Genomic DNA, 23,807 nt, shown 5'->3' on the forward strand with positions numbered 1-23,807 from the left:
CCGAGGGGGTTGCCCACCTCGATGACCGGCTGCAGGGCCGTGAGGGCGAGGGCCTTGTCGGCGATCGCCGCGGCCGCGACCGTGCCAGCCGAGACTTTCAAGAATTGCCGTCGTGATAAGAACATCGTCTACACCTCCTGAATGAAGTTCTCCGAGTCCGTCGCGATCCTACCGTCCGATTTCCTGGGCCATCACCTCCCTCCATCCCACGCATCTTCAGTCCCCACCATCACAGGCAGACTCGTTGGGTGGCCGTGTAGCTCAGCAAGCTTGCTGCCAGCGAACTCACTTTACGACTCTAAAGTGATCGGCATGCATAACACATGGATTTCAAATAGAAATTTTTAGTTATTTGGAGGGGATTCGACGAAGGGACGACAAAGAATTTGTAGCGGTCGAATACCGGACTATGCAACCGCGAGGGACAAGCAAATTTTGTCCAGCCTGATCAGATAGTTATGGAAAGAATAAATATTTGTGCGAATCGAAACTCGGAGTGAACGGGCTGGTTGAAGCAGGCCGGCCAGCTTGTGAAATCCTGGAATGTCACGAGAGGGAAACGAAGCTTCTGGCGAGGTCTGCTCAGAAACCTGGGGGGAAGGTTCCTGCGTCACGAAACGGAAACCGACCGGTGGCGGGACGTCTTCTTAGGAGGTGTTCGATCCGCCCCGCTCCAAATACTGCTTCATCAGGAGGGAGAAGTGCTGGCGGGGAATGCCGCTGTCCTCCGCCGCCTTGGTGATATGCCCTCCGTGCATCGCGAGCTTGGTCTTCAGGTACGCGCTGGTGAACTCCGCCAACGCTTTCTTCTTGGCCTGCATGTACGGCATCGTGGCGTAGGCCGTGCCGTCCGTCGCTTCGCCGGTCTGTTTGACGGGGGGCAACAGGGCGGCGATCTCATGGCCGCTCACGGCCTCCTCGGTCGCCAGCATGACCGCCCGTTCGACGACGTTCCGCAGCTCCCGGACGTTGCCCGGCCACGAATAGGCCACGAGCTCGCTGATCGCCGACGCATCCAGGTAGCAGCGCGGCTTGCCCATCTCGCGGCCGAACTGCGCTACGAAGTGACGGGCAATGACCGGAACGTCCTCGGTCCTCGCACGCAGGGGCGGGACCGAAATGGCCAGGACCGCGAGGCGGTAATAGAGGTCTTTCCGGAACGTGCCGGCGCGAACTTTCTCCTCCAGATCCTGATTGGTGGCCGCAATGAACCGCATGTCCACCCGCTTCACGCGCGTGCCGCCGACCGGGCGGACTTCGTTGTCCTCCAAGACCCGCAGCAGCTTGGTCTGCAGCATCAAGGGCAGATCGCCGATTTCGTCCAGGAACACGGTGCCGCCGTCTGCGAGCTCGATCAAGCCGGGCTTGTCCGCGACCGCGCCGGTGAACGCGCCGCGCACGTGCCCGAACAACTCGCTCTCCACCATCCCTTCGGGCACCGTCGTGCAATCGATCACCTGATACGGCTTGTCCCGCTCACGGCTCTGTTCGTGAATCGCCCGGGCGATCAGCCCCTTGCCGGTTCCGGTCTCCCCCGTAATCAGGACCGTGGAGCGCACCTGCGCCGCCTCGCGGATCTGACGCATCACGACCTGAAACGCGTCGCTGGCTCCCACCAGCCCGCCCGAGCGCATCTCCTGGCGGACGATGCGCTCGAAGGCCGAATGGCGCCGGAGAATTTCCGAGATCCTGATGGCCCGGTGCAGCCTCATGCCCAGATCGGTCGGATTGACCGGCTTGAGGATGTAGTCGTAGGCGCCGCGGCGCATGGCGTCCACCGCGGTGGGGATCCCGCTCATGCGCGTAACGACGAGGACCGGCAGGTTCCGATCAATCTCCTGGATGTGGCTGACGAGATCCAAGCCGCTTTCCCCCGGGAGAACCATGTCGGTGAGGACCAGATCCACCGGCTGCTCGCTCAGGAGACGCAACGCGCCCTCGGCGGTCGCCCGCACCTCCAGCTTCAGCTCCCCCTCGATCGCCTTCAGGTCCGCCTGCTCGATCGCATGCAGGAGCAGTTCGGTATCCGACGGATCGTCCTCGACGAGGAGGATCGTGAAGGACGCCCGAGCCGTGCGGATAGCCGATGAAGACCCGATGCCCAGACTGCTCATAGACGCGATCCCTCCCGAAACCGGCTCCGAGACTCCATCGTCATTTCGCCTTATCCGCCGCGACCGCCGGCCGGATCGCGCCCGGAACGGTCCCGGTCTCTCCCGCCGGGGAAGTCCCGAGGCTGAAATCGGCCAGCACCGGCAGCGTGAACCGGAACGTGCTGCCGGCCGGCTCGTTCGATTCGACCCAGACTCGCCCTCCGTAAAGCTCGACGATCCGCTTGACGATGGCCAACCCGATCCCGCTGCCCTGAGCCATCGCGGGGTTGAGCCGGACGAACGGCTCGAAGACCCGTTCCCGGTCCTTGGGCGGAATGCCGACCCCGTTGTCGCTGACCGAAAACCGCACCCGGTCCCCTTGGCGCTCGGCCGTGATCCGAATCTCGGAATCCGGCCGGTCCCCGCAGAACTTGACCGAGTTCGAGATCAGGTTGTCGAGCACCTGCCGCAGGTAGGCGCGATGGCAGGCCACCATCGGCAAGCCGTTCTCATAGTGGACCTGCACCCGCCGCCCATCGAGATCGCCGGCCCTGGACTTCAGCACCTCGTCCAGCGCCAACGCGGGATCAACGGCCTGCACCGCCTCCCGGTGCCCGCCGATCCTGGCCACCTCCAGGATGTTCTCGACCCGCTCGATCAGCTGCCTGCCGTTTTGCTCGATCAGCCGCAGCCACTTGGTCGCCCGCTCGTCCAGCTTGCCGCCGTACTCCGCCAGCAGGACGGAGGCCAGCCCTTCCATCCGCTCCCCCGGCCCCTTGAGGTCGTGCGCGAGGGTTTCGGCCAGATGCTCCAGTTGCCGGAGGCGCTGTTCCAGCCCCTTTTCCTTCTGCTGCGCGGCTTCGTAGAGGTGGGCGTTGGCGATCGCCACGGCCGCCTCGTCCGCGAAGCCCTTGGCCAGTCGCAGGTTCCACTCCTCCCGACGCACCGGACGATTTTGCAGCAGCACCAGCACGCCGAACGGCTCGCCCCGCGACAGGAGCGGGACCGAGAGCATGCTCTGCCCGATCAGGTTGCGCCGGACCACCTCCGGCCGCATGTCGCTCCGCAGGTCTTCGCCGAAGGCCGGCCGCCTGGTCTCGAACGCCTCTACCGAGATCGGGAACTCTTCCCACAACATGACCGACTTGCGGAGCCGCTCGTTCCAGTCACCCGATGCCGCCTCGATGATCCAGCACCCCATCTTCTCGCTATGCAGCATGACGAGGCAGACGTCCGCCCGAAGCAGCTCGGCGGCCCGCTGGGTAATGCGCCAGAGCACCCCCTCCAGCCCGTCCGGGCCGATCATGTTGATCTCGTGCCCGATCGCGTTGATGGCCTCCAGTTCCTTGAGGGACTGCCGGATGCGGCCGGCCATCTCCTCGAAGGCCCGGGCCAACTGCCCGATCTCATCGGACGAACGGATCGCGATCGGGGCCGCCTCGCTCCGCTCCGCCTGGCCGCCCAAGGCCGTGACCGATTCCCGCAACACCCCCAGCGGCCCGGTGATGGACCGCGTGAGCAGCCGAGCGCCCAGGAAGCCCACCAGCAGCCCGCCGGCGACCGCCGCCAGCAGGCCCCTGAAAGCGCGCTGGGCCAGTTCCGCCTGCCGGACTTCGAACCTCTTGAGTTCTCCGTCCAGCCGATCCTCGATGGCTCGGAACTCGTCGCGCAGGGCGTCGGAGAGCGCCAATCCCTGCCCCGACCGGACGTATTGCAGGACCTCCTCCTCGCGGCCCGCCTTGAACCGTCTGATGAGGTCGTGTTTCGACTCCAGCAGGGCGGCCAGCCTCCGGCTCGCCGCCTGAGCCTCGGCCGCCAGCCCCGGCGCCTCCGCCAGCGGAATCATGGTGTCGCCTTCTGTCGCGGCGAGCCTCGATTCGGCCTCCTCCATCGGCGTCAGGAACCGTTCCTGCCGGGTCAGCAAATACCCGCGAAACCCGTCCTCGATCGTGACGACGAGGCGGCGGAGCACGTGGATCCGGTCGTGGGCGAGGACCGTCTGGCGGTACTGCTCCTGGACGGCCAGGAGCTGGTTGACCAGCGTAACCTGGACGATCAAGGCAGCCGCCAGCGGGACGAACACCATCAAGAGGATGGTCCACACCTTCTGCTGCACGCGCAGCCGGCTCCACCAGCCCGGGCCGATCCATTCGCCGATCCCGCTCATCCGGCGTTCTCCTCCGTTCCGTCGCCCGATATGCCACGGAGTAAGTCGAAACGTCGAGTCATGCTAATTCCCGCCCCATGCCCTGTCAAGCCGCGCCTGATCGAGCCGGAGCGGCCGGTCCGGTCGGGACGGGCCGGCCCGGCACCCGCGGCGATCTCGGTGCTTTCTCCCTCCTCGCTCTTGTGCCATAATGGGCGCATGATTCTGAAGCGTTGGCTGGTCGGGCTTCCCCTCAAGACCACGCAGGCGCACCACGAACGGCTCTCCAAGCGTCTCGCCCTGGCGGTCTTCGCCTCCGACCCCCTCTCTTCCGTCGCCTACGCCACCGAGGAAATCCTCCTGATCCTGGTCCTGGCCGGGGCCGCGGTCGTGTCGTGGTCCATCCCGCTCAGCCTCGCGATCGTTCTGCTCCTCGCCATCGTCACGATGTCGTACCGGCAGATCATCTTCGAATATCCCGAAGGCGGGGGGGCCTACGTCGTGGCCAAATCCAACCTGGGCGAGCTGCCCGGGCTGACCGCGGCCGCGGCGCTGATGATTGACTACGTGTTGACGGTCGCGGTCAGCATCGCCGCCGGCGTCGCCGCGATCACGTCCGCCCTCCCTTCGCTATTCCCGCATCGCGAGGCCCTCTGCCTGCTGGCCGTCCTGCTCGTGCTCGTCATCAACCTGCGCGGCGTCCGGGAGTCGGGGAAGATTTTCGCGGCCCCTACGTACCTGTTCATCGGGACCATTTTCGTGATGCTGGCCGCAGGATTCTGGCAGGTCCTCGCGGGACCGCCCTCCCGCGTCGATCCGCCCGCGGCGCCTTCCGGCCACGAGGTCGAGGGGCTGACGCTGTTTCTGCTCCTCCGGGCCTTCGCTTCCGGTTGCACCGCCCTCACCGGGGTCGAGACGATCTCCAACGGCGTCTCGGCCTTCAAGCGTCCGGAGTCGAAGAACGCCGCGCTGACGATGGTCGGGATGGCGGCGATCCTGGGGACCATGTTCCTGGGGATCAGCCTGCTGGCCTACTCTTACGGCATCCTGCCCAGGACCGACGAGACCGTCGTCTCCCAGATCGCCCGCCTGACGTTCGGCGAAGGGCCTCTGTACTACCTCGTGCAGGCCTCGACGATGCTGATCCTGATCCTGGCGGCGAACGGGGCCTTTGCGGGGTTCCCGCGGCTCGCCTCGATCCTGGCGCGGGACGGGTACATGCCGCACCAGATGGCGATCCTCGGCGACCGGCTCGTCTTTTCCAACGGCATCATCATCCTGGGCCTGTTCTCCTGCGTCCTCATCGTGCTGTTCCATGGCGACACCCACGCCCTCATCCCGCTCTACGCCGTCGGCGTGTTCCTTTCCTTCACCCTGTCCCAGGCCGGCATGGTCCATCGCTGGCTGGCCAAGCGGGGACCCCATTGGCGGAAAAAGCTCGCGATCAACGGCGTCGGGGCGGTCGCCACCGCCGTCGCGACCACGATCATCGCCAGCACCAAGTTCCTGCACGGAGCCTGGATCGTCGTGGCGCTTCTGCCGGCGATCATCTTCTGGTTCAGGTCCATCCGCGCCCATTACAAGGCGGTGGAAGAGCAGGTGTCCCTCACGCGCGACCTCCGGCCGCCGCCGCCCCGGCGCAACACCGTCATCATCCCGATCGGCGGCGTCAACCGGGCCGTGGTCCGGGCGGTGGACTATGCGCGCGGCCGCGCCTCGGACATCCGGGCGGTGCTCGTGGACGTGGACAAAGAGGAGACGGCGCGCACCCAGATCCAGTGGGCGCAATGGGGCTGCGGCGTGCACCTGGTCGTGCTGCCCTCCCCCTACCGGTCCGTGCTCGGCTCGCTGCTGGATTACATCGAGGAGCTGCTCGCCAAGGACCCGGACGGCTGGGTCACCGTGGTCATTCCGGAAATCCTGCCGGCCCGGTGGTGGCAGAGCATCCTGCACAACCAGCGCGCCCTCATGCTCAAGGCCGCGCTGCTCTTCAAGGAACGGGTCATCCTGACCGACGTCCCGTTCCACTTAGAGAGGTAACCGTGAAGCGTGAAACGTTACGCGTGACGCGTCATCACTGGCTGGGGAACTGTGGCCTGTTCACTGTGGCCGCGTGCGTTGTGTTCTCGGCACCCTCGGCGTTCGCGTTCAAGATCCTGGAGCCGGCGGAGAAGGCCGTCCTGAAGGCGGGACAGCCGGTCACCGTCAACGTGGACGTCGGCCGGGACCCCGGCATCGTGAGCGTCAAGTATTTCTGGTATCACGAGATGGACGAGACGCTCGTCGAGCAGGAGGAGGCCAAGGGCACCGGCCAGGCCAAGGAGGGCAAGCTGGCCGCCGAGAAATACTGGCAGAAGGACTTCGTGTACGGCAGCAACGTGGTCGCGATCGCCTCGCTCGTCGCCACCGCGGACGGCAAGCCTCCCTTCGGCGGCCCGCTCATGGTCCCGAAGCCGGCGATCGGGACGGTGCGGCTGCTGGCCGTCGCGGAGATCTCGCGCGGGCGGCTCGGCACGCGCACGGTGTTCGACGAGGTGCTCGTCAAGGTGGATCCCGGAGCGGATCTGACGGCCATCGAGTTCGAGACCGAAAAGCCGTTGCGGCTGGGACGGGCCGGACAGGCCTCCGCCTACGGCCAGGTGGATTCGCTCGGCAAGACGTTCGAGCTGCCGGTCGTGGGCGTCTTTGCCGACGGAGTCGAGCGGCCCATCAGCCCCCCCTCCACCGGCACGGCCTACCAGTCCTCGAACGACAAGGTCATCAGGGTGCTGCCGGAGGGCCTGCTCCAGATCGCGGGAAACGGCAGGACGACGCTCACCGTCACCAACCGCGGCAAGCAGGCCTCGTTGGACGTGATCGTGGAGGTCAACGACGAGCCGAACGAGCCGCCGACCGCGGACGCCGGCCCCAGCCGGACGGTCAAGGCCGGCACCAAGGTCAAGCTCAGCGGCCTCAAGAGCCGGGACCCGGAGGGCGAAGCCCTCTACTACTCCTGGAGCCAGGTGCGCGGGAGCAAGGTGGCGCTGCTGGACGTGAACATGCCCGAGGCCTCGTTCCTCGCCCCCCAGGTCTCCGAGAAGCGGCTTTACCGGTTCAAGCTGCGCGTGACCGACAAGAAGGGGGCGGACAGTCCGCCCGCCTATGTGGACGTGACCGTGGAACCGTAGCCCGAAACAACGCTGAACGATGAATGCTGAACGCTGATTAAGGAGCAATTTCTCAGCACCCAGCACTCATATTCTGCTTTCCCTTTTTGCTCGATTTGCCCTCTCTAGTCCCTTTCACTATACTGGCGGCTGTTTCGGCCACTGAAGACACTTCAAGGAGACGACGGGCGATGGCAACCGTGAAGGTGTCTTTGTCAGATGAGGAAATGCGGCGGCTGGAGGAGCTGAGCAAGCGGGAAGGCCTCACCGTAGCGCATCCTCCTCCAGATCGTACATCGGGAAGATGGCGGAGAAGCCGGCGATCTCGAAGACCTCCCGGCCCTGATCCTTCATTGCAAGCACATCAGTTTTGCCCCCTAGCGATACTCGCCGTCCCACAGTGCGCCCAGGAACTCCTGGTACGGGAGCACAGTCACCCCTGAGACTTCTCGCGCCCGCGGCTCCAGACTGACGCAGAGGTAGCGCTTGAGCCTCTGTTCTTCAGCCAGTGCCCGCAACGATTTGAAGTCCTGGGGTCCCACATTGTCCTTGGCCTTGACCTCCACCGCCGTGTGATCACCCAGGATGAAGTCCACCTCGAACCCGGACGTGGACCGCCAATAGGCCAGCGATTCTCCGGAAACGTAATCGCTATAGCTCCTGATCTCGTGCATGATACAGGTTTCCAGCGCCTCGCCGAATTCCGGCGTCCCGCGGCGGAACTCACGTCCCTGGAGCGTCGCCACAACTCCCACGTCGAAAAAGTAGTACTTCGAGGAGGCCAGCGGCTTGCGCTTCTTCGACTTCCTCCAAGCCGGCAACTCATGCAACACTAGAGTATCTTTCAATATCTCGAAATATTCATATACGGTCGTACGCGGAACCTGCGCATCATTCGACACCTTGGTAAAGTTGACGATCGTCCCGTTACAGAGCGCCGCCACCTTGAGGAAGCGGCTAAATGCCGGCACGTTACGGGTCGCACCCTCCGCCACGATTTCCTGCTGGAGATAGGCCCCCGCGTAAGCCTCGAGGTCCGCGCGGGGATCGTCCGAAAAGTAGATGGACGGGAGCAACCCTCTGGCGATTGCGCGCTGCAGGTCAAAGCGATCACCCAACTCTCGGCAGGTCAAGGGATGCAAGTATTTCGTCCGTGCCCGCCCCCCCAGCAGATTGACGCCCCCCCCGCGCAGCTTCCTGGCGCTTGAGCCGGTGAGGAGGAACCGAATCCCTCGCTGCTCGATGAGGCGATGTACCTCGTTCAGCAGGCCGGGCAATCGCTGAACCTCGTCGATGACGACGATCTGCTCCTTCGCGGTTATTTCCTCCGCTAGTCGTCCCGGCGCGCGGCTTAACGCCAGGAAGATTGACGAGTCGAGCAGATCGTACACGCGCACGTCCTTCAGATTGCGTGCAATCAGGAAGCTCTTTCCGGTCTGGCGGGGGCCGAAGAGGAAGTGGGATTTCTTCTCCAACAGCCCGCGAAGGTCGAGAGTTCGGTCGATAACAGGAGGGGTATCCGCCATGGAAGCGGATGATATCATGTGACGATTCTGTCGTCAAATATCATGACATATGACGACAGTTTCGTCACTTATCGGGCTTAGAGCGGGGCGAGGAAACTCCTTCAAGGGACAGGGAAAGAGGCGTTCATCCTTGCCTCATTGAAAGCTTCGGAGCGCGTCGTCTTCCACCTCGTACATCGGGAAGATGGCGGAGAAGCCGGCGATCTCGAACACCTCGCGGATCTGGTCCTTGAGCGAGGTCAGCACGATCCGGCCGTTCGCGGCCTTGAGCCGCTTGGCCGCCATGAGCAGCACCCGCAGGCCGGCGCTGCTGATGTAGTCCAATTGCAGGAAGTTGAAGACGAACTTGGTCTCCCCCCCCTCGATCAGGGCCAGCAGCTTTTCCTCCAGCCCGGGCGCGCTGCTCGCGTCCAGCCGGCCCTTGAGCGCCAGCAGCATGACCGGGCCTTTTTTTTGTCCCGTCATTTCCATCCCTTGGTCTCCCTCGTTGCTTCTTTCCGTCCCCCGGTCCCCAACAAAACCCGGCTCATTCCGTCACCCGTTTCCACAGCAGGAGGCGGTTCTTCCCCTGCCGCCGCTCGTACGCCAGCCGGTCCATCAGCTTGCGGGTCAGGTGGATGCCCAGGCCGCCCACCTGCCGCTCCTCGATCGGCTTGGTCACGTCCGGCTCCGGCGCCTCCAGCGGGTTAAACGGCTTCCCGTCGTCCTCGACCTCCGCCGTCACTTCCCCGTCGCCGATCGACAGGCGCAGGTTGATCTGATGGTCGGCCTGGTCGTCGTACCCGTAGGAGATGATGTTCGTGACGATCTCGTCCAGGGCCAGGTTGAGCGCGTAGAGGGTCTTCTCCGGCAGACGGTGGCCCTCCCCGAACGAGGTGACCGCCTCGCTCAAGCGCTCCAGCTCCGAGAGCCGGTTGTGCAGCGTGACCACCACGGCCTCGGTCATCGGTTCCCCCGATCTTCCGTCACCCGCGCAAGTACCGTAAGGCCAGGAGCGTGATGTCGTCCGCCTGAAGCTCGCCCGCCGCGTGGCTCCGCACCTCCGCGATCACGTCCTCGACGATCTCCCGCGGCGTGCCGCCCTGAATCCTGAGCAAGAGCTGCTTCAGGCGTGCATCCGTGAACAGATTTCCGTTGCCGTCCATGGCCTCGGTGACCCCGTCCGTGTACAACAACAGCCCCTCGCTCCCCCTCATGCGCACCCGCCGGACCGGATAGTCGTTGTCCGGGAACACGCCCAGCGCCATGCCGCCCGGATTCTCCAGCAGCGCCACGCTCCCGAGGCCGGACAGGACGTAGGGGACGTTGTGGCCGGCGTTGGCGTACTCCAGCTCCCCGGTCCTCGTATTGAGGATGCCGTAGAACACGGTCACGAACATGGCCGAATCGTTGTCCGGACAGAGGAGGTTGTTGACCTTCCGCAGACATTCGCCGGGATCCACCCCCTGCATGGCCGTCGCCTTGAGCATCGTGCGGCTCACGGCCATGAAGATCGCGGCCGGGACGCCCTTGCCGGACACGTCGGCGATCACCAGCCCCAGCCGGTCCTCGTCAATCAGGAAGAAGTCGTAGAAATCGCCCCCCATCTCGCGGGCCGGGATCGTCTCGGCGTAGAGCCCGAAGTCCTCCCGGTCCGGGAACGGCGGGAAGGTCCGGGGCAGGATGGAGCGCTGGATGTCGCTGGCGATCCGCAGCTCGCTTCCGATCCGCTCCTTCTCCTCCATGGTCTGGCGAAGCTGCTCGGTCCGCTCCACGACCCGCTGTTCCAGGAGCTGGTTGGCGTTCCGGAGTTCCTGCTGCTGGGACTCGATGACGGCCTTCATCTGCTCGAAGGCTTCCGTGATGTGGACCACTTCGTCTCCGGAGCGGTGACCCGCGGCCCGGCCGGACAGGTAGGGCCGTTCGCCCACGAACGCCTGCATCTTCCCTTCGAGGGCCCGGAGCGGCTGGGTCACCGTCCGCCGGCTCCCGACCGCCACGATCGCGAAGACCAGCGCGCACATGACGCCCCCGCCGGCCAGCGTGAGCATGAGGTCGAGGTCGCTCTCCTCCAGGTATTTGTCCATGGGCATGGTGATCTCCAGCCCGCCCATCACGTCGTTGAGCTTGAAATCGTGCTTGGGACTGTCCGGGTGCCCGTTGTGACAGGTCACGCAGGACTGGGCGGAGGCCAGGTCGGCGCTGAGGACGCGGAGGACGGCGCGCCCCTCGACCGTGTCGGAGCGGATGAACGGCTGATCCGGATGCTGGAGCAGGTACGCGAACCCGTCCTGCTGGAACTGGTCCCTGACGCCCTTCTCCTTGTTGATGGCCCAGGGGCTGATGAGGTTCGCCGTGAACCCGTTGCGGGCCTTGGCCGTCTGCTCCGACACCTCCCGCACGAAGGTCGCGGGCAGCGGGAAGCGCCCGTGCGCCTCCTTGTAGTCCGGTCCGAACGTCGCGCCCATCTCCTTCGCGCGCGGGACGATGACCGAGGCATAGTACTGCCGGTCGGCCATGATCTGGCGGGTGATGCTCTTGGCCCTAGTCGAGAGCTTCTCCCTGAGGTCGGCCGTGATCCGGGCGTGCTCCACGACCGCCGCGACCATCGAAAGGAGGGCGATGAGCGGCACGGTCAGGACGATCAGCTTGGTTCCGACCTTCCAGTCCTGCCTGGCCCAGACCCGGTGCAGGAGCGACCGTTTGCCGGAAGTTCCCGACGTCATGATCCGATCCTCACCCGTCAGACGTACGTGCGCCGGAGCAGCGCGGCCGCGCTCTCGTCGAGCAGCTCGCCGCGCCGGACCTCTTCGAACCGGCCCAGCAGGTCGGCCACCCGCAGGCGCCGCTTGTCCGCCCCGCGGAAGTCGTGGATGATCCGGCCCCGGTGCATCATGATGAGCCGGTCTCCGAGGTTGACCGCCTGGTGCATGGAATGGGTCACCATCAGGGTCGTCAGCTTGTCGCGCGAGACGATCGCCTCGGTCAGCCGGATCACGAGGTCGGCGCTCTTCGGGTCCAGCGCCGCCGTGTGCTCGTCGAGGAGCAGGAGCTTGGGCTTCCGCCAGGTCGCCATGAGCAGCGTGAGCGCCTGCCGCTGCCCCCCGGACAGGGAGCCGATGGCGTTGCCCAGCCGGCCCTCCAGGCCCATGCCCAGGCTGCCGACCCGCTCCCGCAGGTCCCGGACGAGATCGGACCGCAGCGCCCAGCCCAGGCCCCGCCCCTGCCCGCGCCGCGCGGCCAGGGCGAAATTTTCCGCGATGGACATGGAGGGGGCGGTGCCGCTGAAGGGATTCTGGAACACCCGGCCGATCAACGCGGCGCGGCGGTGCTCGGGCCACTTCGTGATGTCCTCGCCGGCCAGGCGGATCGTCCCCCGGTCCACGAGGAAGGTGCCGGCCACCGCGTTGAGGAGGCTCGTCTTCCCCGACCCGTTGGTCCCGAGCACGATCACGAATTCCCCTTCCTGGATCGAGAGGTCCACCGACCGGAGCGGGCGCACCTCGTTGGGCGTGCCCGGGTGGAAGGTCTTGGAGAGGGCGGCCGCGTCAAGCATGGGCCATCCCCCCTTTCCTGGCCCGCAGGCGGCCCAGCAGCTTGGGCAGGAAGGCCGGCACGACGAGGGCCAGGAAGACGAAGCCGGCCGTGACCAGCTTGAGGTCGTTGGGATCGAGCCCCCACCGCAGGGCGATCGCCACGAGCAGCCGGAAGAGCACGGCCCCCATGATCGCGCCGGCGATCGTCAGCCCCACCCGCCCGCTCCCGACCAGGGCCTCGCCGATGATGACGCTGGCCAGGCCCCAGACCACCATGCCGATGCCCATCTGCACGTCCGCGAACCCCTGGTACTGGGCCAGCAGGGCCCCGGAGAGGGCGATCAACCCGTTCGAGAGGGCCAGCCCGAGCACCGTCATCGTCTCCACGTCCGCCCCCAGGGCGCGGACCATCTGCTGATTGTCCCCGGTCGCCCGCATGGCCGTGCCGAGGTTCGTGTGTAGGAACAGGTCGAGCAGCCAGGCCGCAAGCACGAGGCCGGCGAACACCAACAGCAGCAGGGCCAGGTCGCGGGACGCCGTCTCCCAGCCGAACAGGGTGACGCTCGCCTCCCCGAACAGCCCCGAGCCCAGCCGGTCCGCAGAAGCCGTCACGGTCGGGACGGAGAGCAGCGGCACGTTGCTCTTTCCCATGATGTGCAGGTTGACCGAGTAGAGGGCGGTCATGACCAGGATGCCGGAGAGCAGCCCGTGAATCTTGAACTTGGTATGGAGCAGGCCGGTTGTGGCGCCGGCCAGCAGGCCGCCGGCGAAGCCGGCCGCCGTGGCCGCGAGCGGCGGCGCGCCCGCCACGAGCAGCGTCGCGGCCAGGGCGGCGCCCAGCGTGAAGGAGCCGTCCGCCGTGATGTCCGGGAAGTTGAAGATGCGGAAGCTGACGTAGACGCCCATCGCCAGCAGCGAGAGGATCAGGCCGATCGTCAGCGCGCCGACCAGCAGCGTCATGCCCCGCCCTTCTCCACGGCGACCTCGCCGATCGGCCCCACCCAGCAGGCCCCCCGCACGAACTCGCTCTGCCCCGCCCCGACGATGTCCCGCTCGTCGTTCACGAGGTGCAGGATGCCCTGGAGCGACTCGCCGTTGAACAGGGCGCTCACGGTCGGCTGCAGGTCAATCTCGCCCTTCTTGATCGGCCGGTAGGAAAAGGCGGCGGCGTGGAAGTGGCCGATCGGCCAGGCCCGTTTGCCGAGCGGGCGCAAGAATTGATCCAGCACCGGCCGGTCGTTGCTTGCGGCCACCCCCACGACCACGGTCAAGGTCTTGGCGAAGGCCCGCTCCGGCGTGAAGGAGAGCCACTCCCGGACGTCCGGATGGCGGAACGGAGCGCCAGTGGCCCCGGCCGGCCCGTCCGAGACCGGCGAGCGCTTCAGGGCCGCGCCGACCAGGCTGGCGGTCTCGGCGACCAGGATCAGTCCGGCCAGCTCGGCTCGCGTGACCGAGAGGCAGGCTTCCACCAGCTCGCTGAACGGAACCGCGCCCGGCTCCGGCTTGGCTTCGAACCGGACCAGGTGGGAGAACTGTCCTTCGCACTTGAGACAGTAGAGGACCTGCGCGTCGGGCAGGAAGGCGCCGGTCTGCACCTGATAGTCCGGCACGTTGGTCCCGTCGGTCGGATGGTAGGCCACGGCCCCGGCCGCCGCCAGCAGCTCGCCGAAGCGCCCGCGGCAGTCCTGAAAATCATGCCCGAAGGCGCCCAGCCCCACCGCGAAGGTGTCGCCGGGGAACTGGAGGGTCCGGCAATGGCTCTCGCGGAACCGGGCCCCGTCGAGCAGCTCCGGATTTCCCATCGCCTGGCAGGCGAGGGTCTGGTAGGGGGCCCGCTCATAGACCTCGAAGGTCGCGCCGGCCCGCTCCAGCAGCTTGATGCGGCTGGGCGCTTCGGCCGGCTGGCTCGGCGCCGGCGCAACGGTCGGCCCCGCCTTGAGCCCGAGCAGCTCCTCGAACCCGGCCAGGGCGAGCACCGTCTTGACCGGCGCAGAAGCCTCGCTGACCACCAGGGAGCCCTGAATGCTTTTAAGCTGCTTGAAATACTGGAGCAGCACCCGGAGCCCGGCCGAGCTCATGAAGTCTACTCCGGCGAGATCGAGCCGCAGATGGTGCGCCCCGTCCCGGATGACCTCGGCCAGTTGTCCGGACAGGTGGTCCGCCCAGTAGGCGTCCAGCCGTCCCGTGACCGTCAGCTCCAGGTGAGCCCCGGCCTGTCGCTTCCTGATTTCCATCGTCAGCTCAGGGGCGCCGCCCCGCCCTTCTTGTGCACGCCCGTTTCGTCCACGATCTCGTCCGCAAGGGCGAGCACCTCGGAGGAGATCTGCCAGGGGTCCTTCAAGCCCTTCAGGGCCTGGGTGTTGAGCATCAGGGTCTTGGGCACCAGGTTTTTGACCGGGATGGTGGCCGGGTCGGTCCCGCGCAGCACGTCGCCGGCGAGCAACCCGGTCAGCCGGCCCACCTCGTGGTAGTCGGCCCCCAGGCCGAACAGGGCGCCCCGCTCCACGTTCGGCGGCACGTTCGAAAAGACCGGGATGCCGCTCTTCTTGGCCGCCGCGAGCACCGCGTCCAGCGCGACCAGGACCGTCACGTCTCCCCCGACCCACAGGGCCTGGACGCCCCGCGCGATCAACGAGCTCGTCGCCTCGTAGACGCCGGAGGAGTTCTCGACGTTCGCTTCGAGCAGCGTGAGGCCCAGCTCGCGGGACGCTTCTCGGGCCAGCTTGGTGCTGGCTTCCGAATTGGCTTCGGTCGGATTCCAGACGACCCCGACCGTCCGGAGGGCCGGGTAGAGTTGCCGGGCGAAGCGGAAGGCCTCGGGGACCGGCTGCAGCGTCCCGTAGCCGACGAGGTGCCGGGGATGGTTCAGGGGATCGTCGCGGCTGATCCCGACTCCGGCCCCGAAGGGGTCCGTGACGAGCCCGAAGACGTGGAGGGCCTTGCCTTCGCGGTTCGCCGCCGCCACCGTCTGGAGCGAGAGGGTGCTGCCGGTGAGGACGAGCCGGAACCGCCCGTCCGAGACGGACTTGGCGATCGCGTTGGCGGTGGGCAGGTCGTTCTCGGCGTTGAAGCGGGTGATCGCGACGGTCTTGCCGTCCACGAAGCCCCGCTCCGCGAGGCCCTCGACCATTCCCTGGACGCCCTGGTCGAGCACCGCCTGCGAGGCATGTTGCACGACCGCGACCGGCACCATCGCCTGGGCCGAAGGGGTCCGGCGGCCCATGTCGGACAGGAGCAGGACGCCGGACGCCAGCGCGATCAGGAAGAGGCCCAGCGACAGGCGCGTGATGGCGGACCACATGGGCTTCCCTCCCCGTTCCGATTCGCCCGCTTGGCTTATACCAGCGCCGGTGGGGGATGTAAAGGGAACGGCTGAGGTTCAAGACCGGATCAGGCGCGCGGGAGCGGATAGGTGGCGCGGGCCTGTTCGAGCGTGCGGAGGTGGCGGCGGAGTTCCGCTCCGTAGCGGGAACGCAGGACCTGTCCCCGAACCGGCTCGACGCGGCGGTGCGCCTTTCTGATTTCACCTTCCAACGTCCGAACCAATGAAGCACCGCTGGTGCTCAGCCAGCCAAGACGGTCCGCCGCATGTCGGAGATCCTGAATGGAATAGCGGACCGAGGCGACTTCCTCCAGGCAGCGGAACTGGGCGCGCAGCATGTCGGCTTTCGGCCCCGACGCGGCGACGCGGCGAGTGGGCGACGCGGCGGCCCACGAGGCCAGCCGCTCGAACAGGAGCGCGCCCATCGTGAACGTGAAGGTCGCGTGCAGGATGCCGTGCAAGGGGCGCAGGCTCCGCCGCCAGGGCGAATAGAAGACCTCCTGATTGTGGTCCCCCCGCCGCATCTCGTATTTGCGCAAAAGCAAGTTCAGATGGTGGTGGCTGTCCTCGTGGATCAGGTCGTCAATCAGCTCAAAGTCGTCCCGGTCGAAGGTATTGATGAAGGAGAGGCCCGGCCTGTGCCGGTAGCTGAAGCTCACGATCCCGCCGGCCCGGAGCGGAACGATCCGGGACGTGAGCAGCCCGAGGTTGCGCGCCCCCTCCGGCCAGGCCCGCTCGATCACGTCCAGCGCGGCTCGTATCCTCTCCCCCAGGACGGCCGGCGTCGGCGAGACGCGCCTCGGTATGAGGCCCTTGCGTGCATCCTTTCGATAGATCAGCGAGGCCCCCAGGGTCAGGCCGTTCGGCCAGCGGACGTCGGCCGGCCTCAGGACCACGGGCGGGACGATCGGCCATTTCCACACCACCCGGTCGCCCCGTTCGATGAGCGGCACCACAAGCCGGCCGAGCCTCAGCCCGATGGCGTCCGGCCGGATCACGAAGGCCGCCCCGTCCCGAGCGGAGGCGAGCCGGCGCCGAACCTCGGCCGGCAGTCGCAGGTAGGCCCCGTCCAACCCGACGTAGATAGAGCCCGGCAGCTCGGCCCGCTCGAAACTTGGCCTCAGATCGCAGGGCACGGTCCATCGGGCCGCCGCAGACTTCCCGCCCGCGAGCCAGCGGCAGGGCAGGCCCGGCGCCAGCCACAGAGACTCCTGGGTGACCTGGCGAGCCAGACGCGCGCAGAGGTGGGCGATGCGCCTCTCCAATCGGTCCGGCTCCGGCTCCCCGTTCGGGAACAGCTCGTCGGCGTAACCGTGCTCGAAGAACTGGTCCCGACATTCGACGAGAAACGCCCGGGCGAACTCGGCCCGGCCGCTGGCCGTCCGCTCCCGGCGACACTGCTCCCGGAGGTCGATGAAGTACAGGAGGTCGTTCAGCTCCTCGATCCATCCGACGACCTTCCAGTTCGCGTAGGCTTCCGGCTTGAGGGAGTCGCCGACGAGCTCGAAATAGTCGAGCGGCAGGCGCAGAGCCGAAACGGCCTCCTCGTAGTTGCCGGCGAGGTCCCGGCAGAGGTCGGTGAGGAGCCCCCTCATGGAAGCCCGGAACTCCCGGAGCAGAGCGGTCAGAAAAGCCGCGTCGAAGAGCCTGATCCGTGCTAGCATGCGGACGTCTTTCTTCCCGGGTCGAAGCCATGTCCCGCTTCTCGTGGATCATCCTGTGCGCGCTGGCCTCTCTGGCCCTGCCCAACCAAGCCGCGGCGGAGCCTCCCTGCGACCGGTACCCGGCCGGCCAGCAGCAGAAGTGCGTCCGGCTCTGGAAGCAGATCAACAAGGAGGCGGAGGCCGAGATGGCCCAGTTCGGGCTGAAGCAACTGCAGCGGCGGCAGGAAGGTCAGATCACGCAAGAGCAGCACGTGCAGGAGAACATGGCCTTCATCCAACAGTCGGCCGAGCGGCGTCTCAAGCTCCTCGCGGAACGGATGGCGACGGACTGAGGGCCGCCTCGCGGGCTAGAGGGTGAGTTCCTTGGCGCCGGGCATCGTCTTCCCCGCGCTCTCCAGCAGGTCCCGCCCGACGAGAATCGGCGCCTTGAAGTGGATCGCCAGCGCGATCGAGTCGGAGGACCGGCTGTCGAACACCTTCGTGCTGCCCGGCATGGCCACGGTGAGCGCCCCGTAATAGACCCCGTCCTTCAAGGTGATGACCGTCTGGGTCACCTTCCCCCCGAAAGCATCCAGGATCGAGTGCATGAGGTCATGGGACAGGGGCCGGCGAAGCTTCTGTCCCGTGAGCGCCCCCTGGATGGAGCCGGCCACGGTCATGTCCACGAAGATCGGAATGACCCGGTTCTCCGCCTTCAGCAGCACCACGGGACCGTGGTCGGACAGCAGCACCTCCACGTCCTTGATCGGCACCTGCTCCGGACCCTGTCCCGCTTCGGCGGCGGCCATGGCCCGCGACGGCGACCCGGAGAGGCACGCACAGAATCCGACAACGAGAACGAGCGCACACGACCTGCCGAGCCGTTTCATGACACCCTCCTCGACAGCGCTTTCAGCGTTTGGCCGTCAGCCTCGCGCAACGGCACGTCCCTACCCGCTGCTAAAAACTCCGGTGGCCTTCCCGCCACGAGCGTTTACGCCCGAATGAATGCGTTGGAGTCCTTCTCCAGCCCGATCTCGGTCTCCGGCCCGTGGCCGGTGATGACCAGGGTCCCTTCCTCCAACGTATAGAGTCGCTCGCGGATGGACTGTTCGATCGCGCGGAAGTCGCCGCCCCAGAGGTCGGTGCGCCCGATGCTTCCCCGGAAGAGGGTGTCGCCGGCCAGGAGCAGCCGCTCCGGCGCGAAGTAGAAGCTCATGGAGCCAGGCGTGTGGCCGGGAGTGTGCAGCGCGAGTCCCTGGACATTCCCGACGCTGACTTTCTCCTCGTCCGCAAGCCAATGGTCCGGCAGCGGCACGGCCTTGGAGCCCACCCCGAACAGACGGCATTGGGTCTCCACCATCTCCCAGAGCGTCCGGTCCTCCTCGTGCAGGCACAGGGTCGCGCCGGTGGCCCGCTTCAGCTCACCGGCCGCCAGAAAATGATCGAAGTGGGCGTGGGTGTGCAGGATGCGCACGATGGTCAGGCCGAGGCTCTGGACCTCCTGCAGAATACGCTCGGCGGCCCCGCCCGGATCCACCACGACCGCCTGCTTGGTGACCGGGTCGCCCAGGATCGTGCAATTGCAGCCCAGCGGCGGCACCGAGAACGTCGTTCTCATGAGTGAGTTCGTCATCTTTTCCGTTGTTTCCCGCGCTTCACGTTTCACGTCTCACGCTCTTCCCGATCCATGCTATCGTCTCGACGCGACATTCGCAAGTCAGGGGGATTCCGGCGGCAACCCGTCGCGCCGTGCAACCCAGAGCACTTCGGTATCCACGAATTCCCAGGACGATCCCGCCTTGCGCAGCAACATGAGCAGCCCGCCTCCGGTTCCGTCCGGCCGGTTCTCCTCCACGTAGACCAGGGCCCGGTCGCCGCGGACGTTGAAGCCCACGCGGGAAAAACCCAACCGGCCGACCGTGGCCGGCGCATCCTGCACCGGCGAGAACCGGGCGGGACGCCAAGGGAGCGCGACAACCGGTTCCTCCTCCGCCCCGTCGCCGGTCACGAACCGGTAGCGTACGCCGAAGTCGAACCGCGCTTCCACTCGGGACGGCCGGCCGGCCTTGCGGATGAAGTCCTGCAGCAGGTCCGCGGACAGCCCGCCCTGGAACAGGCTTCGCTCCGAGAAGAAGGAACGGGACGGCACGTCTTCCTCTGCGGGACCCAGTCTCGCAACCGTCAGGCGTTGGATAAGGACAAGCCGGGTCTGCGAGGTCAGGAATTTGGCCCGGACCACCCGATCGTAGATCGGATACTCCTCGACCGGAACCGGCTGGGGCTTCGTCTCGCCGGACACCTCCGGCGCCGCAGGCGTCGGCCAGGCCAAAAGCGTCGCTGTCACGGCAATGAGCGACAGGCTCAGGGCAACGACCCGCGCCGCCGTTGCACGGATGGGCATCGCCGGCTCCTCCGCGAACACTTCCGGACGGAGAATATCGTGCTCTCCCGATCAGGTCAACCGGCCTCTCGTCACGGCCAGTTTGCATTGCTCACCGATCGCGCCTAGAATCCGCCCGGCCCATGCCATACGGACCACTACGACGAGCATGACCTTGCGCCCTGGCAAATGTCTGGAGCTTGTCCGCCCTTTCCTCGGCTGTCTCCTGGCCGTAGCCTGGCTGCTCGCGCCTCGAATTTCCGAGGCCCAGCCGATCAACCAGGAGGCGCTGGCGACGCACCTGGCTTCCATCGCGAGCCTGGCCAATCCCTCTCCGACGGTGCCGATCCCCGCCGGCTGGTTCCTGATGGGGACCACCAGGATTGACGACGACCCCTACGGGCTGGAGACCCAGTTCGACGACACGGAATTGCCGCAACGGCGCATCTGGCTGGACGCCTATGAAATCGACCGGGACGAGGTGAGCCTGGCGGAATTCCTCGCCTTCCTGCGCCAGCAACGGATCGAGCCTTCGGAGGAGCTCAAGCGGCTCATCTGGCACGTCATCACCGTGCACTTCATGCCCGACTACGTCATGGCGAGCTGGCCGGCCCTCTACGTCACCTGGACCGAGGCGGACGCATTCTGCCGCGCGCGCGGCCAACGGCTCCCGACGGAGGCGGAATGGGAAAAGGCGGCGCGGGGGAGCAAGGGCAGCCTTTTCCCCTGGGGCCGGGCCAAGCCGCAGCCGGGGCTGGCCGTGTTCGGCCAGTACCATGCCCACGAGATCCCGTTGGTTGCCGCGGTGAGCGGCGGCGAGGAGGGCCAGAGCCCCTACGGCCTGCGCCACATGGCGGGCAACGTGGCCGAGTGGGTGCAGGACTGGTTCCTGTTCGACTACTATGCGATCATGCCGGAACGGAACCCGCCCGGCCCGACTGGCGGGCGCTACAAGGGCGTGCGCGGCGGCTCCTGGAAGAGCAAGCCCGCCATGCTGCGGACCGCCACGCGCGGCGGCGCCGAACCGGACCAGCGGGCGCCGACGATCGGCTTCCGCTGCGCGAAGTCCCTGCGGTAGCCTGGACATCGGCTGTTCTTTGTGCGATACCAATGCGGCTAATGAGGCTTAGGAGGCGGCGATGCTGTTCAACCTCGCAAAGCTTCTGCGGCTCCTGAACTCGGAGGCGGACCCCGGCCAGGTCAGCCTGGCGATCGGGCTCTCGATGGTCATGGGCTTCACCCCGCCCATGAGCCTGCACAATCTGCTCGTCCTGTTCCTGGTCCTGATCCTCCGCGTGAACCTCTCCGCCTTCCTCCTCTGCTGGCCCTTCTTCACCGCCCTCTCCTTCGCGCTGGACCCGCTCTTCCACCGGATCGGCCTGGCGGTCCTGACCGCCCCGGCCCTCGAAGGGCTCTGGACCACGCTCTACAATTCCACGCTCTGGCGGATCGAGCGGTTCAACAACTCGATCGTCATGGGCAGCCTGGTGGTTTCGCTCCTCCTGCTGGTCCCGCTGGTCCTCCTGGTGAACCAGGCGATCCTGCGCTACCGCGAGCAGGTGCTGGCCCGGATCAAGGACACCTGGGTCTTCAAGGCCATCGAGTCGAGCAAGTTCTACGGCTACTACCAGTCCCTCTCCCGGTTCGGAGGCGAGCTGTGAGCCGGTGGATTCGCTGGCCCGGGCTCCTCGCCTTCCTCGCCGTCACGCTCCTCGTCGCCGGCATCTGGCTCCTGGTGGCGGATCGGGTGATCAAGCGGGCGATCGAGGCGACCGGCACGGCGGTCGTCGGGGCCAAGGTGGAGCTGGCCGACGCCGACCTCTCCCTCTTCCCGCTGGGCCTGACGCTCACCGGCCTCCAGGTCACGAACCCGGACGAGCCGATGACGAACGCGGTCCAGGTTGACCGGATGGCCTTCAACATGGACGGGTTGAACCTGCTGCGGCGCAAGGTCATCGTCGAGGAAATGGCCGTGGACGGAGTACGGTTCGGGACGCCCCGCGCCAGCTCGGGCGAAGTCGCCAAGAAAAAGTCGGACTCGGCCGTCTCGAAAGCCCTGGAGACCGCCAAGGCTTCCCTGCCGACCTTCAAGCTGCCCGACGTGAACGAGATCCTGGCCAAGGAGAGTCTGGAGTCCCTGAAGCTGGCCGAGACGCTCAAGGCGGACCTCCAGACCGGGAAGGACACCTGGCAGAAGCAGGTGGCGGCCCTCCCCAACAAGGACAAGCTGAACGACTATAAGAAGCGGATCGAAGGACTCAAGTCCGCCGGCAAGGGCGGCCTCTCCGGCATCCTGGGCGGGGCCAACGAGGTGCTGGCCATCCAGCAGGAGCTGGCCAAGGACGTGGATCGGATCAAACAGACCCAGCAGAGGCTGGAGGGCGACCTGACCCAGCTCCGGAAGCGGATGGACGAGGCGGCCAAGGCGCCCCAGCAGGACTTCGTCCGTCTGAGGGACAAGTACAGCCTCTCGCCGCAGGGACTCTTCAAGGTCAGCGGCCTGTTCCTGGAAGGCCCGATCATGGCCCAGACCCAGAGGGCCCTCACCTGGTACGAGCGGCTCCAGCCCCTTCTGGCCCGCACGGCCGAGCGGAAGGGCGCAGCCGAGGTGGTCAAGCCGGTCCGCGGCAAGGGCGTGGACGTGCGGTTCAAGGAGCGGGCCCCGCTGCCGGACTTCCTCATCCGGACCGCGCAGGTGGGGCTGGTCCTCTCGGTCGGCAACTTGAACGGACAGGTCCGCAACATTACGCCGGACCAGCCGGTGCTCGGCCAGCCGTTGACCTTCTCCTTCAAGGGGGACAAGTTGGAGGGGGTCAAGGCCGTGGCGCTGGATGGGGAATTCAATCGGGTCAATCCGGCCGAGCCGAAGGACTCGGTCTCCGTCAAGGCGCAGGGCTACAAGGTGCAGGAAGTCACCCTCTCCGACAGCAAGGACCTGCCGCTGGCGCTCAAGGACGCTCAGGCGGACTTTTCCGGCCAGGCCGCCCTGCGCGGCAAGGCGCTGAACGCGGACCTCTCCGCCTCGTTCCATTCGATCCGGCTGGCCGGCGCCGCATCGGAAAATCAAAACCCGCTCGCCAAAGCCGTGACGGCGGCCCTGGCGGACGTGAGGGCGACGAACCTCAAGGCCACAGTCACCGGCACCCTCGACCAGTACGACGTGCAGCTCACAACCGACCTGGACCGGGTGCTCTCCGAGGCCGTGGCGAAGCAGATGCAGGCCCAGTTGGCCCGGCTGGAAGGCGAATTGAAATCCGCCATCCTGGCCAAGGCCCGGAAGCCGCTGGAGGACCTGAACGCCCAGTTCGGCGACCTGCTCAACCTGGACAAGGAGCTGACCGCCCGTCTCCAGGAGGCCGCGGGCATCGGGAAGGGGCAGAAAGAGAGTCCCTTGGGCGGGTTCAAGCTGCCGTTCTGATCGAGTGATCTCACAGCCATTGCGTCGACTGAATAGGCATGGACCTCGACACCCTACGCAACCATATCCGGAGGGGTGCGTTTTTTGTCACAGACCATGCGATCACCGAAGGGGTCAAGGATGGCATCACGGTAGCCGACATGATCCGGGTGATCGAGACGGGAAAGATCATCGAGCGTTATCCCGAACGGCATCGGTGTTTGATATATGGCCGTTCGAACGATGGGCTTCCCATCCACGTTGTGATAGACTACCGCGCCAGGAGATCGGTAGATATCGTGACCACGTATGTGCCTCAGAGAGAGCAATGGATAAGAAACCGGGTCCGCAAAAGAAAAAAGCGCTGACGGAGAAGCTTTGCCCCGAATGCGGCACCCCCATGAAACGCGGCCGCACCACGTTGCATTTTGAGCGCGGCGGGTTCTATGCGGACGTGGAAAATGTGTCGGCGCTGCTGTGCGGCCGCTGCGGAACTCGGAGCATTCCCGGGCCTGCGGCGCTAAAGATCAGCCAAGCAATCGATCGGCTTTTCAAAGCCGGCAAAGACTTGGACTCAACCGGTATTTCCTTCCATCGCATGGCTGGCTGAGGGAGCCGCGCACATCGAGCGTCGGC

The 23,807-nt window shown here is 66.3% G+C and carries 23 protein-coding genes; 8 read left to right on the top strand and 15 right to left on the bottom strand.

Going from position 1 to position 23,807, the window contains the following annotated elements:
- The 3 genes from AB1411_16110 to AB1411_16120 form a co-directional block, all read right to left on the bottom strand.
- Nucleotides 1-125: twin-arginine translocation signal domain-containing protein (locus tag AB1411_16110; GenBank protein MEW6545115.1), on the bottom strand; the 125-nt coding region annotated here is incomplete at its 3' end.
- A 522-nt stretch (nucleotides 126-647) separates the two neighbouring features.
- A complete protein-coding gene (locus tag AB1411_16115; protein MEW6545116.1) occupies nucleotides 648-2,114 on the bottom strand; it encodes a sigma-54 dependent transcriptional regulator in 1,467 nt (488 codons plus the stop codon).
- Nucleotides 2,115-2,154: 40 nt separating this feature from the next.
- Nucleotides 2,155-4,260 carry an ATP-binding protein gene (locus AB1411_16120; protein ID MEW6545117.1) on the bottom strand — a complete coding sequence of 702 codons (2,106 nt, stop codon included), beginning with the start codon at nucleotides 4,258-4,260 and terminating at the stop codon, nucleotides 2,155-2,157.
- Between the two features lie 198 nt (nucleotides 4,261-4,458).
- Between AB1411_16120 and AB1411_16125 the strand changes: the two genes are divergently transcribed.
- Nucleotides 4,459-6,279 (top strand): APC family permease, encoded by a 1,821-nt coding sequence (locus AB1411_16125; GenBank protein MEW6545118.1) that lies wholly within the window; start codon nucleotides 4,459-4,461, stop codon nucleotides 6,277-6,279.
- A 65-nt stretch (nucleotides 6,280-6,344) separates the two neighbouring features.
- Nucleotides 6,345-7,406, top strand: a complete 1,062-nt coding sequence (locus AB1411_16130; protein ID MEW6545119.1) for a PKD domain-containing protein — start codon at nucleotides 6,345-6,347, stop codon at nucleotides 7,404-7,406.
- Nucleotides 7,407-7,762: 356 nt separating this feature from the next.
- Here the strand turns inward: AB1411_16130 and AB1411_16135 are convergent, their stop codons facing one another.
- From AB1411_16135 to AB1411_16175, 9 genes are all read right to left on the bottom strand, one after another.
- A complete protein-coding gene (locus AB1411_16135; GenBank protein ID MEW6545120.1) occupies nucleotides 7,763-8,860 on the bottom strand; it encodes an AAA family ATPase in 1,098 nt (365 codons plus the stop codon).
- Between the two features lie 186 nt (nucleotides 8,861-9,046).
- Nucleotides 9,047-9,382: an STAS domain-containing protein gene (locus AB1411_16140; GenBank protein MEW6545121.1), complete on the bottom strand. Its 336-nt coding sequence runs from the start codon at nucleotides 9,380-9,382 to the stop codon at nucleotides 9,047-9,049.
- A 55-nt stretch (nucleotides 9,383-9,437) separates the two neighbouring features.
- Nucleotides 9,438-9,857, bottom strand: coding sequence for an ATP-binding protein (locus AB1411_16145; protein MEW6545122.1), 420 nt, complete (start codon nucleotides 9,855-9,857; stop codon nucleotides 9,438-9,440).
- 19 nt (nucleotides 9,858-9,876) lie between these two features.
- Complete coding sequence (locus AB1411_16150) at nucleotides 9,877-11,616, bottom strand: SpoIIE family protein phosphatase (protein ID MEW6545123.1); 1,740 nt, start codon at nucleotides 11,614-11,616, stop codon at nucleotides 9,877-9,879.
- A 17-nt stretch (nucleotides 11,617-11,633) separates the two neighbouring features.
- Nucleotides 11,634-12,446 carry an ATP-binding cassette domain-containing protein gene (locus tag AB1411_16155; protein MEW6545124.1) on the bottom strand — a complete coding sequence of 271 codons (813 nt, stop codon included), beginning with the start codon at nucleotides 12,444-12,446 and terminating at the stop codon, nucleotides 11,634-11,636.
- On the bottom strand, nucleotides 12,439-13,386 hold the full coding sequence (locus AB1411_16160) for an ABC transporter permease (protein ID MEW6545125.1): 948 nt from the start codon (nucleotides 13,384-13,386) through the stop codon (nucleotides 12,439-12,441). Before AB1411_16160 ends, AB1411_16155 begins: the two co-directional genes overlap by 8 nt.
- Nucleotides 13,383-14,660 carry an STAS domain-containing protein gene (locus AB1411_16165; protein MEW6545126.1) on the bottom strand — a complete coding sequence of 426 codons (1,278 nt, stop codon included), beginning with the start codon at nucleotides 14,658-14,660 and terminating at the stop codon, nucleotides 13,383-13,385. Before AB1411_16165 ends, AB1411_16160 begins: the two co-directional genes overlap by 4 nt.
- A 2-nt stretch (nucleotides 14,661-14,662) precedes the next feature.
- On the bottom strand, nucleotides 14,663-15,727 hold the full coding sequence (locus AB1411_16170) for an ABC transporter substrate-binding protein (GenBank protein MEW6545127.1): 1,065 nt from the start codon (nucleotides 15,725-15,727) through the stop codon (nucleotides 14,663-14,665).
- Between the two features lie 89 nt (nucleotides 15,728-15,816).
- Nucleotides 15,817-17,412, bottom strand: coding sequence for an HEXXH motif-containing putative peptide modification protein (locus tag AB1411_16175; protein ID MEW6545128.1), 1,596 nt, complete (start codon nucleotides 17,410-17,412; stop codon nucleotides 15,817-15,819).
- Between AB1411_16175 and AB1411_16180 the strand changes: the two genes are divergently transcribed.
- The gene (locus AB1411_16180) at nucleotides 17,403-17,744 is read left to right on the top strand and encodes a hypothetical protein (GenBank protein ID MEW6545129.1); all 342 of its coding nucleotides are present in this window, start codon (nucleotides 17,403-17,405) and stop codon (nucleotides 17,742-17,744) included. The genes AB1411_16175 and AB1411_16180 overlap by 10 nt on opposite strands.
- Before the next feature lie 15 nt (nucleotides 17,745-17,759).
- On the opposite strand, the gene AB1411_16185 is transcribed toward AB1411_16180, so the two are convergent.
- The 3 genes from AB1411_16185 to AB1411_16195 all read right to left on the bottom strand — a co-directional run bounded on the left by AB1411_16185 (nucleotide 17,760) and on the right by AB1411_16195 (nucleotide 19,795).
- Complete coding sequence (locus AB1411_16185; protein MEW6545130.1) at nucleotides 17,760-18,281, bottom strand: bifunctional nuclease family protein; 522 nt, start codon at nucleotides 18,279-18,281, stop codon at nucleotides 17,760-17,762.
- A 104-nt stretch (nucleotides 18,282-18,385) separates the two neighbouring features.
- The gene (locus AB1411_16190; GenBank protein ID MEW6545131.1) at nucleotides 18,386-19,027 is read right to left on the bottom strand and encodes an MBL fold metallo-hydrolase; all 642 of its coding nucleotides are present in this window, start codon (nucleotides 19,025-19,027) and stop codon (nucleotides 18,386-18,388) included.
- An 84-nt stretch (nucleotides 19,028-19,111) separates the two neighbouring features.
- Nucleotides 19,112-19,795, bottom strand: coding sequence for a hypothetical protein (locus tag AB1411_16195; GenBank protein ID MEW6545132.1), 684 nt, complete (start codon nucleotides 19,793-19,795; stop codon nucleotides 19,112-19,114).
- Between the two features lie 148 nt (nucleotides 19,796-19,943).
- Between AB1411_16195 and AB1411_16200 the strand changes: the two genes are divergently transcribed.
- The 5 genes from AB1411_16200 (at nucleotide 19,944) to AB1411_16220 (ending at nucleotide 23,781) form a co-directional block, all read left to right on the top strand.
- Nucleotides 19,944-20,852 carry an SUMF1/EgtB/PvdO family nonheme iron enzyme gene (locus AB1411_16200; GenBank protein MEW6545133.1) on the top strand — a complete coding sequence of 303 codons (909 nt, stop codon included), beginning with the start codon at nucleotides 19,944-19,946 and terminating at the stop codon, nucleotides 20,850-20,852.
- 61 nt (nucleotides 20,853-20,913) lie between these two features.
- Nucleotides 20,914-21,435 carry a TIGR03546 family protein gene (locus tag AB1411_16205; protein ID MEW6545134.1) on the top strand — a complete coding sequence of 174 codons (522 nt, stop codon included), beginning with the start codon at nucleotides 20,914-20,916 and terminating at the stop codon, nucleotides 21,433-21,435.
- Nucleotides 21,432-23,192 (top strand): TIGR03545 family protein, encoded by a 1,761-nt coding sequence (locus tag AB1411_16210; GenBank protein MEW6545135.1) that lies wholly within the window; start codon nucleotides 21,432-21,434, stop codon nucleotides 23,190-23,192. Before AB1411_16205 ends, AB1411_16210 begins: the two co-directional genes overlap by 4 nt.
- 38 nt (nucleotides 23,193-23,230) lie before the next feature.
- Nucleotides 23,231-23,539, top strand: a complete 309-nt coding sequence (locus AB1411_16215; GenBank protein ID MEW6545136.1) for a DUF4258 domain-containing protein — start codon at nucleotides 23,231-23,233, stop codon at nucleotides 23,537-23,539.
- The gene (locus AB1411_16220; protein ID MEW6545137.1) at nucleotides 23,500-23,781 is read left to right on the top strand and encodes a YgiT-type zinc finger protein; all 282 of its coding nucleotides are present in this window, start codon (nucleotides 23,500-23,502) and stop codon (nucleotides 23,779-23,781) included. The genes AB1411_16215 and AB1411_16220 overlap by 40 nt, the downstream gene beginning before the upstream one ends.
- The last annotated feature ends 26 nt before the right edge of the window (nucleotides 23,782-23,807 follow it).

The sequence above is a fragment of the Nitrospirota bacterium genome, from assembly GCA_040757595.1.
In the GTDB taxonomy this organism is placed as follows: domain Bacteria; phylum Nitrospirota; class Nitrospiria; order Nitrospirales; family Nitrospiraceae; genus JBFLWP01.

Excerpts from the sequence above, each read along its gene's own strand:
- AB1411_16115 (MEW6545116.1), bottom strand. The coding sequence starts at position 2,114 with ATGAGCAGTCTGGGCATCGGGTCTTCATCGGCTATCCGCACGGCTCGG.
- AB1411_16120 (MEW6545117.1), bottom strand. The coding sequence starts at position 4,260 with ATGAGCGGGATCGGCGAATGGATCGGCCCGGGCTGGTGGAGCCGGCTG.
- AB1411_16125 (MEW6545118.1), top strand. The coding sequence starts at position 4,459 with ATGATTCTGAAGCGTTGGCTGGTCGGGCTTCCCCTCAAGACCACGCAG.
- AB1411_16140 (MEW6545121.1), bottom strand. The coding sequence starts at position 9,382 with ATGGAAATGACGGGACAAAAAAAAGGCCCGGTCATGCTGCTGGCGCTC.
- AB1411_16145 (MEW6545122.1), bottom strand. The coding sequence starts at position 9,857 with ATGACCGAGGCCGTGGTGGTCACGCTGCACAACCGGCTCTCGGAGCTG.
- AB1411_16150 (MEW6545123.1), bottom strand. The coding sequence starts at position 11,616 with ATGACGTCGGGAACTTCCGGCAAACGGTCGCTCCTGCACCGGGTCTGG.
- AB1411_16155 (MEW6545124.1), bottom strand. The coding sequence starts at position 12,446 with ATGCTTGACGCGGCCGCCCTCTCCAAGACCTTCCACCCGGGCACGCCC.
- AB1411_16160 (MEW6545125.1), bottom strand. The coding sequence starts at position 13,386 with ATGACGCTGCTGGTCGGCGCGCTGACGATCGGCCTGATCCTCTCGCTG.
- AB1411_16165 (MEW6545126.1), bottom strand. The coding sequence starts at position 14,660 with ATGGAAATCAGGAAGCGACAGGCCGGGGCTCACCTGGAGCTGACGGTC.
- AB1411_16170 (MEW6545127.1), bottom strand. The coding sequence starts at position 15,727 with ATGTGGTCCGCCATCACGCGCCTGTCGCTGGGCCTCTTCCTGATCGCG.
- AB1411_16175 (MEW6545128.1), bottom strand. The coding sequence starts at position 17,412 with ATGCTAGCACGGATCAGGCTCTTCGACGCGGCTTTTCTGACCGCTCTG.
- AB1411_16185 (MEW6545130.1), bottom strand. The coding sequence starts at position 18,281 with ATGAAACGGCTCGGCAGGTCGTGTGCGCTCGTTCTCGTTGTCGGATTC.
- AB1411_16190 (MEW6545131.1), bottom strand. The coding sequence starts at position 19,027 with ATGACGAACTCACTCATGAGAACGACGTTCTCGGTGCCGCCGCTGGGC.
- AB1411_16195 (MEW6545132.1), bottom strand. The coding sequence starts at position 19,795 with ATGCCCATCCGTGCAACGGCGGCGCGGGTCGTTGCCCTGAGCCTGTCG.
- AB1411_16200 (MEW6545133.1), top strand. The coding sequence starts at position 19,944 with ATGACCTTGCGCCCTGGCAAATGTCTGGAGCTTGTCCGCCCTTTCCTC.
- AB1411_16205 (MEW6545134.1), top strand. The coding sequence starts at position 20,914 with ATGCTGTTCAACCTCGCAAAGCTTCTGCGGCTCCTGAACTCGGAGGCG.
- AB1411_16215 (MEW6545136.1), top strand. The coding sequence starts at position 23,231 with ATGGACCTCGACACCCTACGCAACCATATCCGGAGGGGTGCGTTTTTT.
- AB1411_16220 (MEW6545137.1), top strand. The coding sequence starts at position 23,500 with ATGGATAAGAAACCGGGTCCGCAAAAGAAAAAAGCGCTGACGGAGAAG.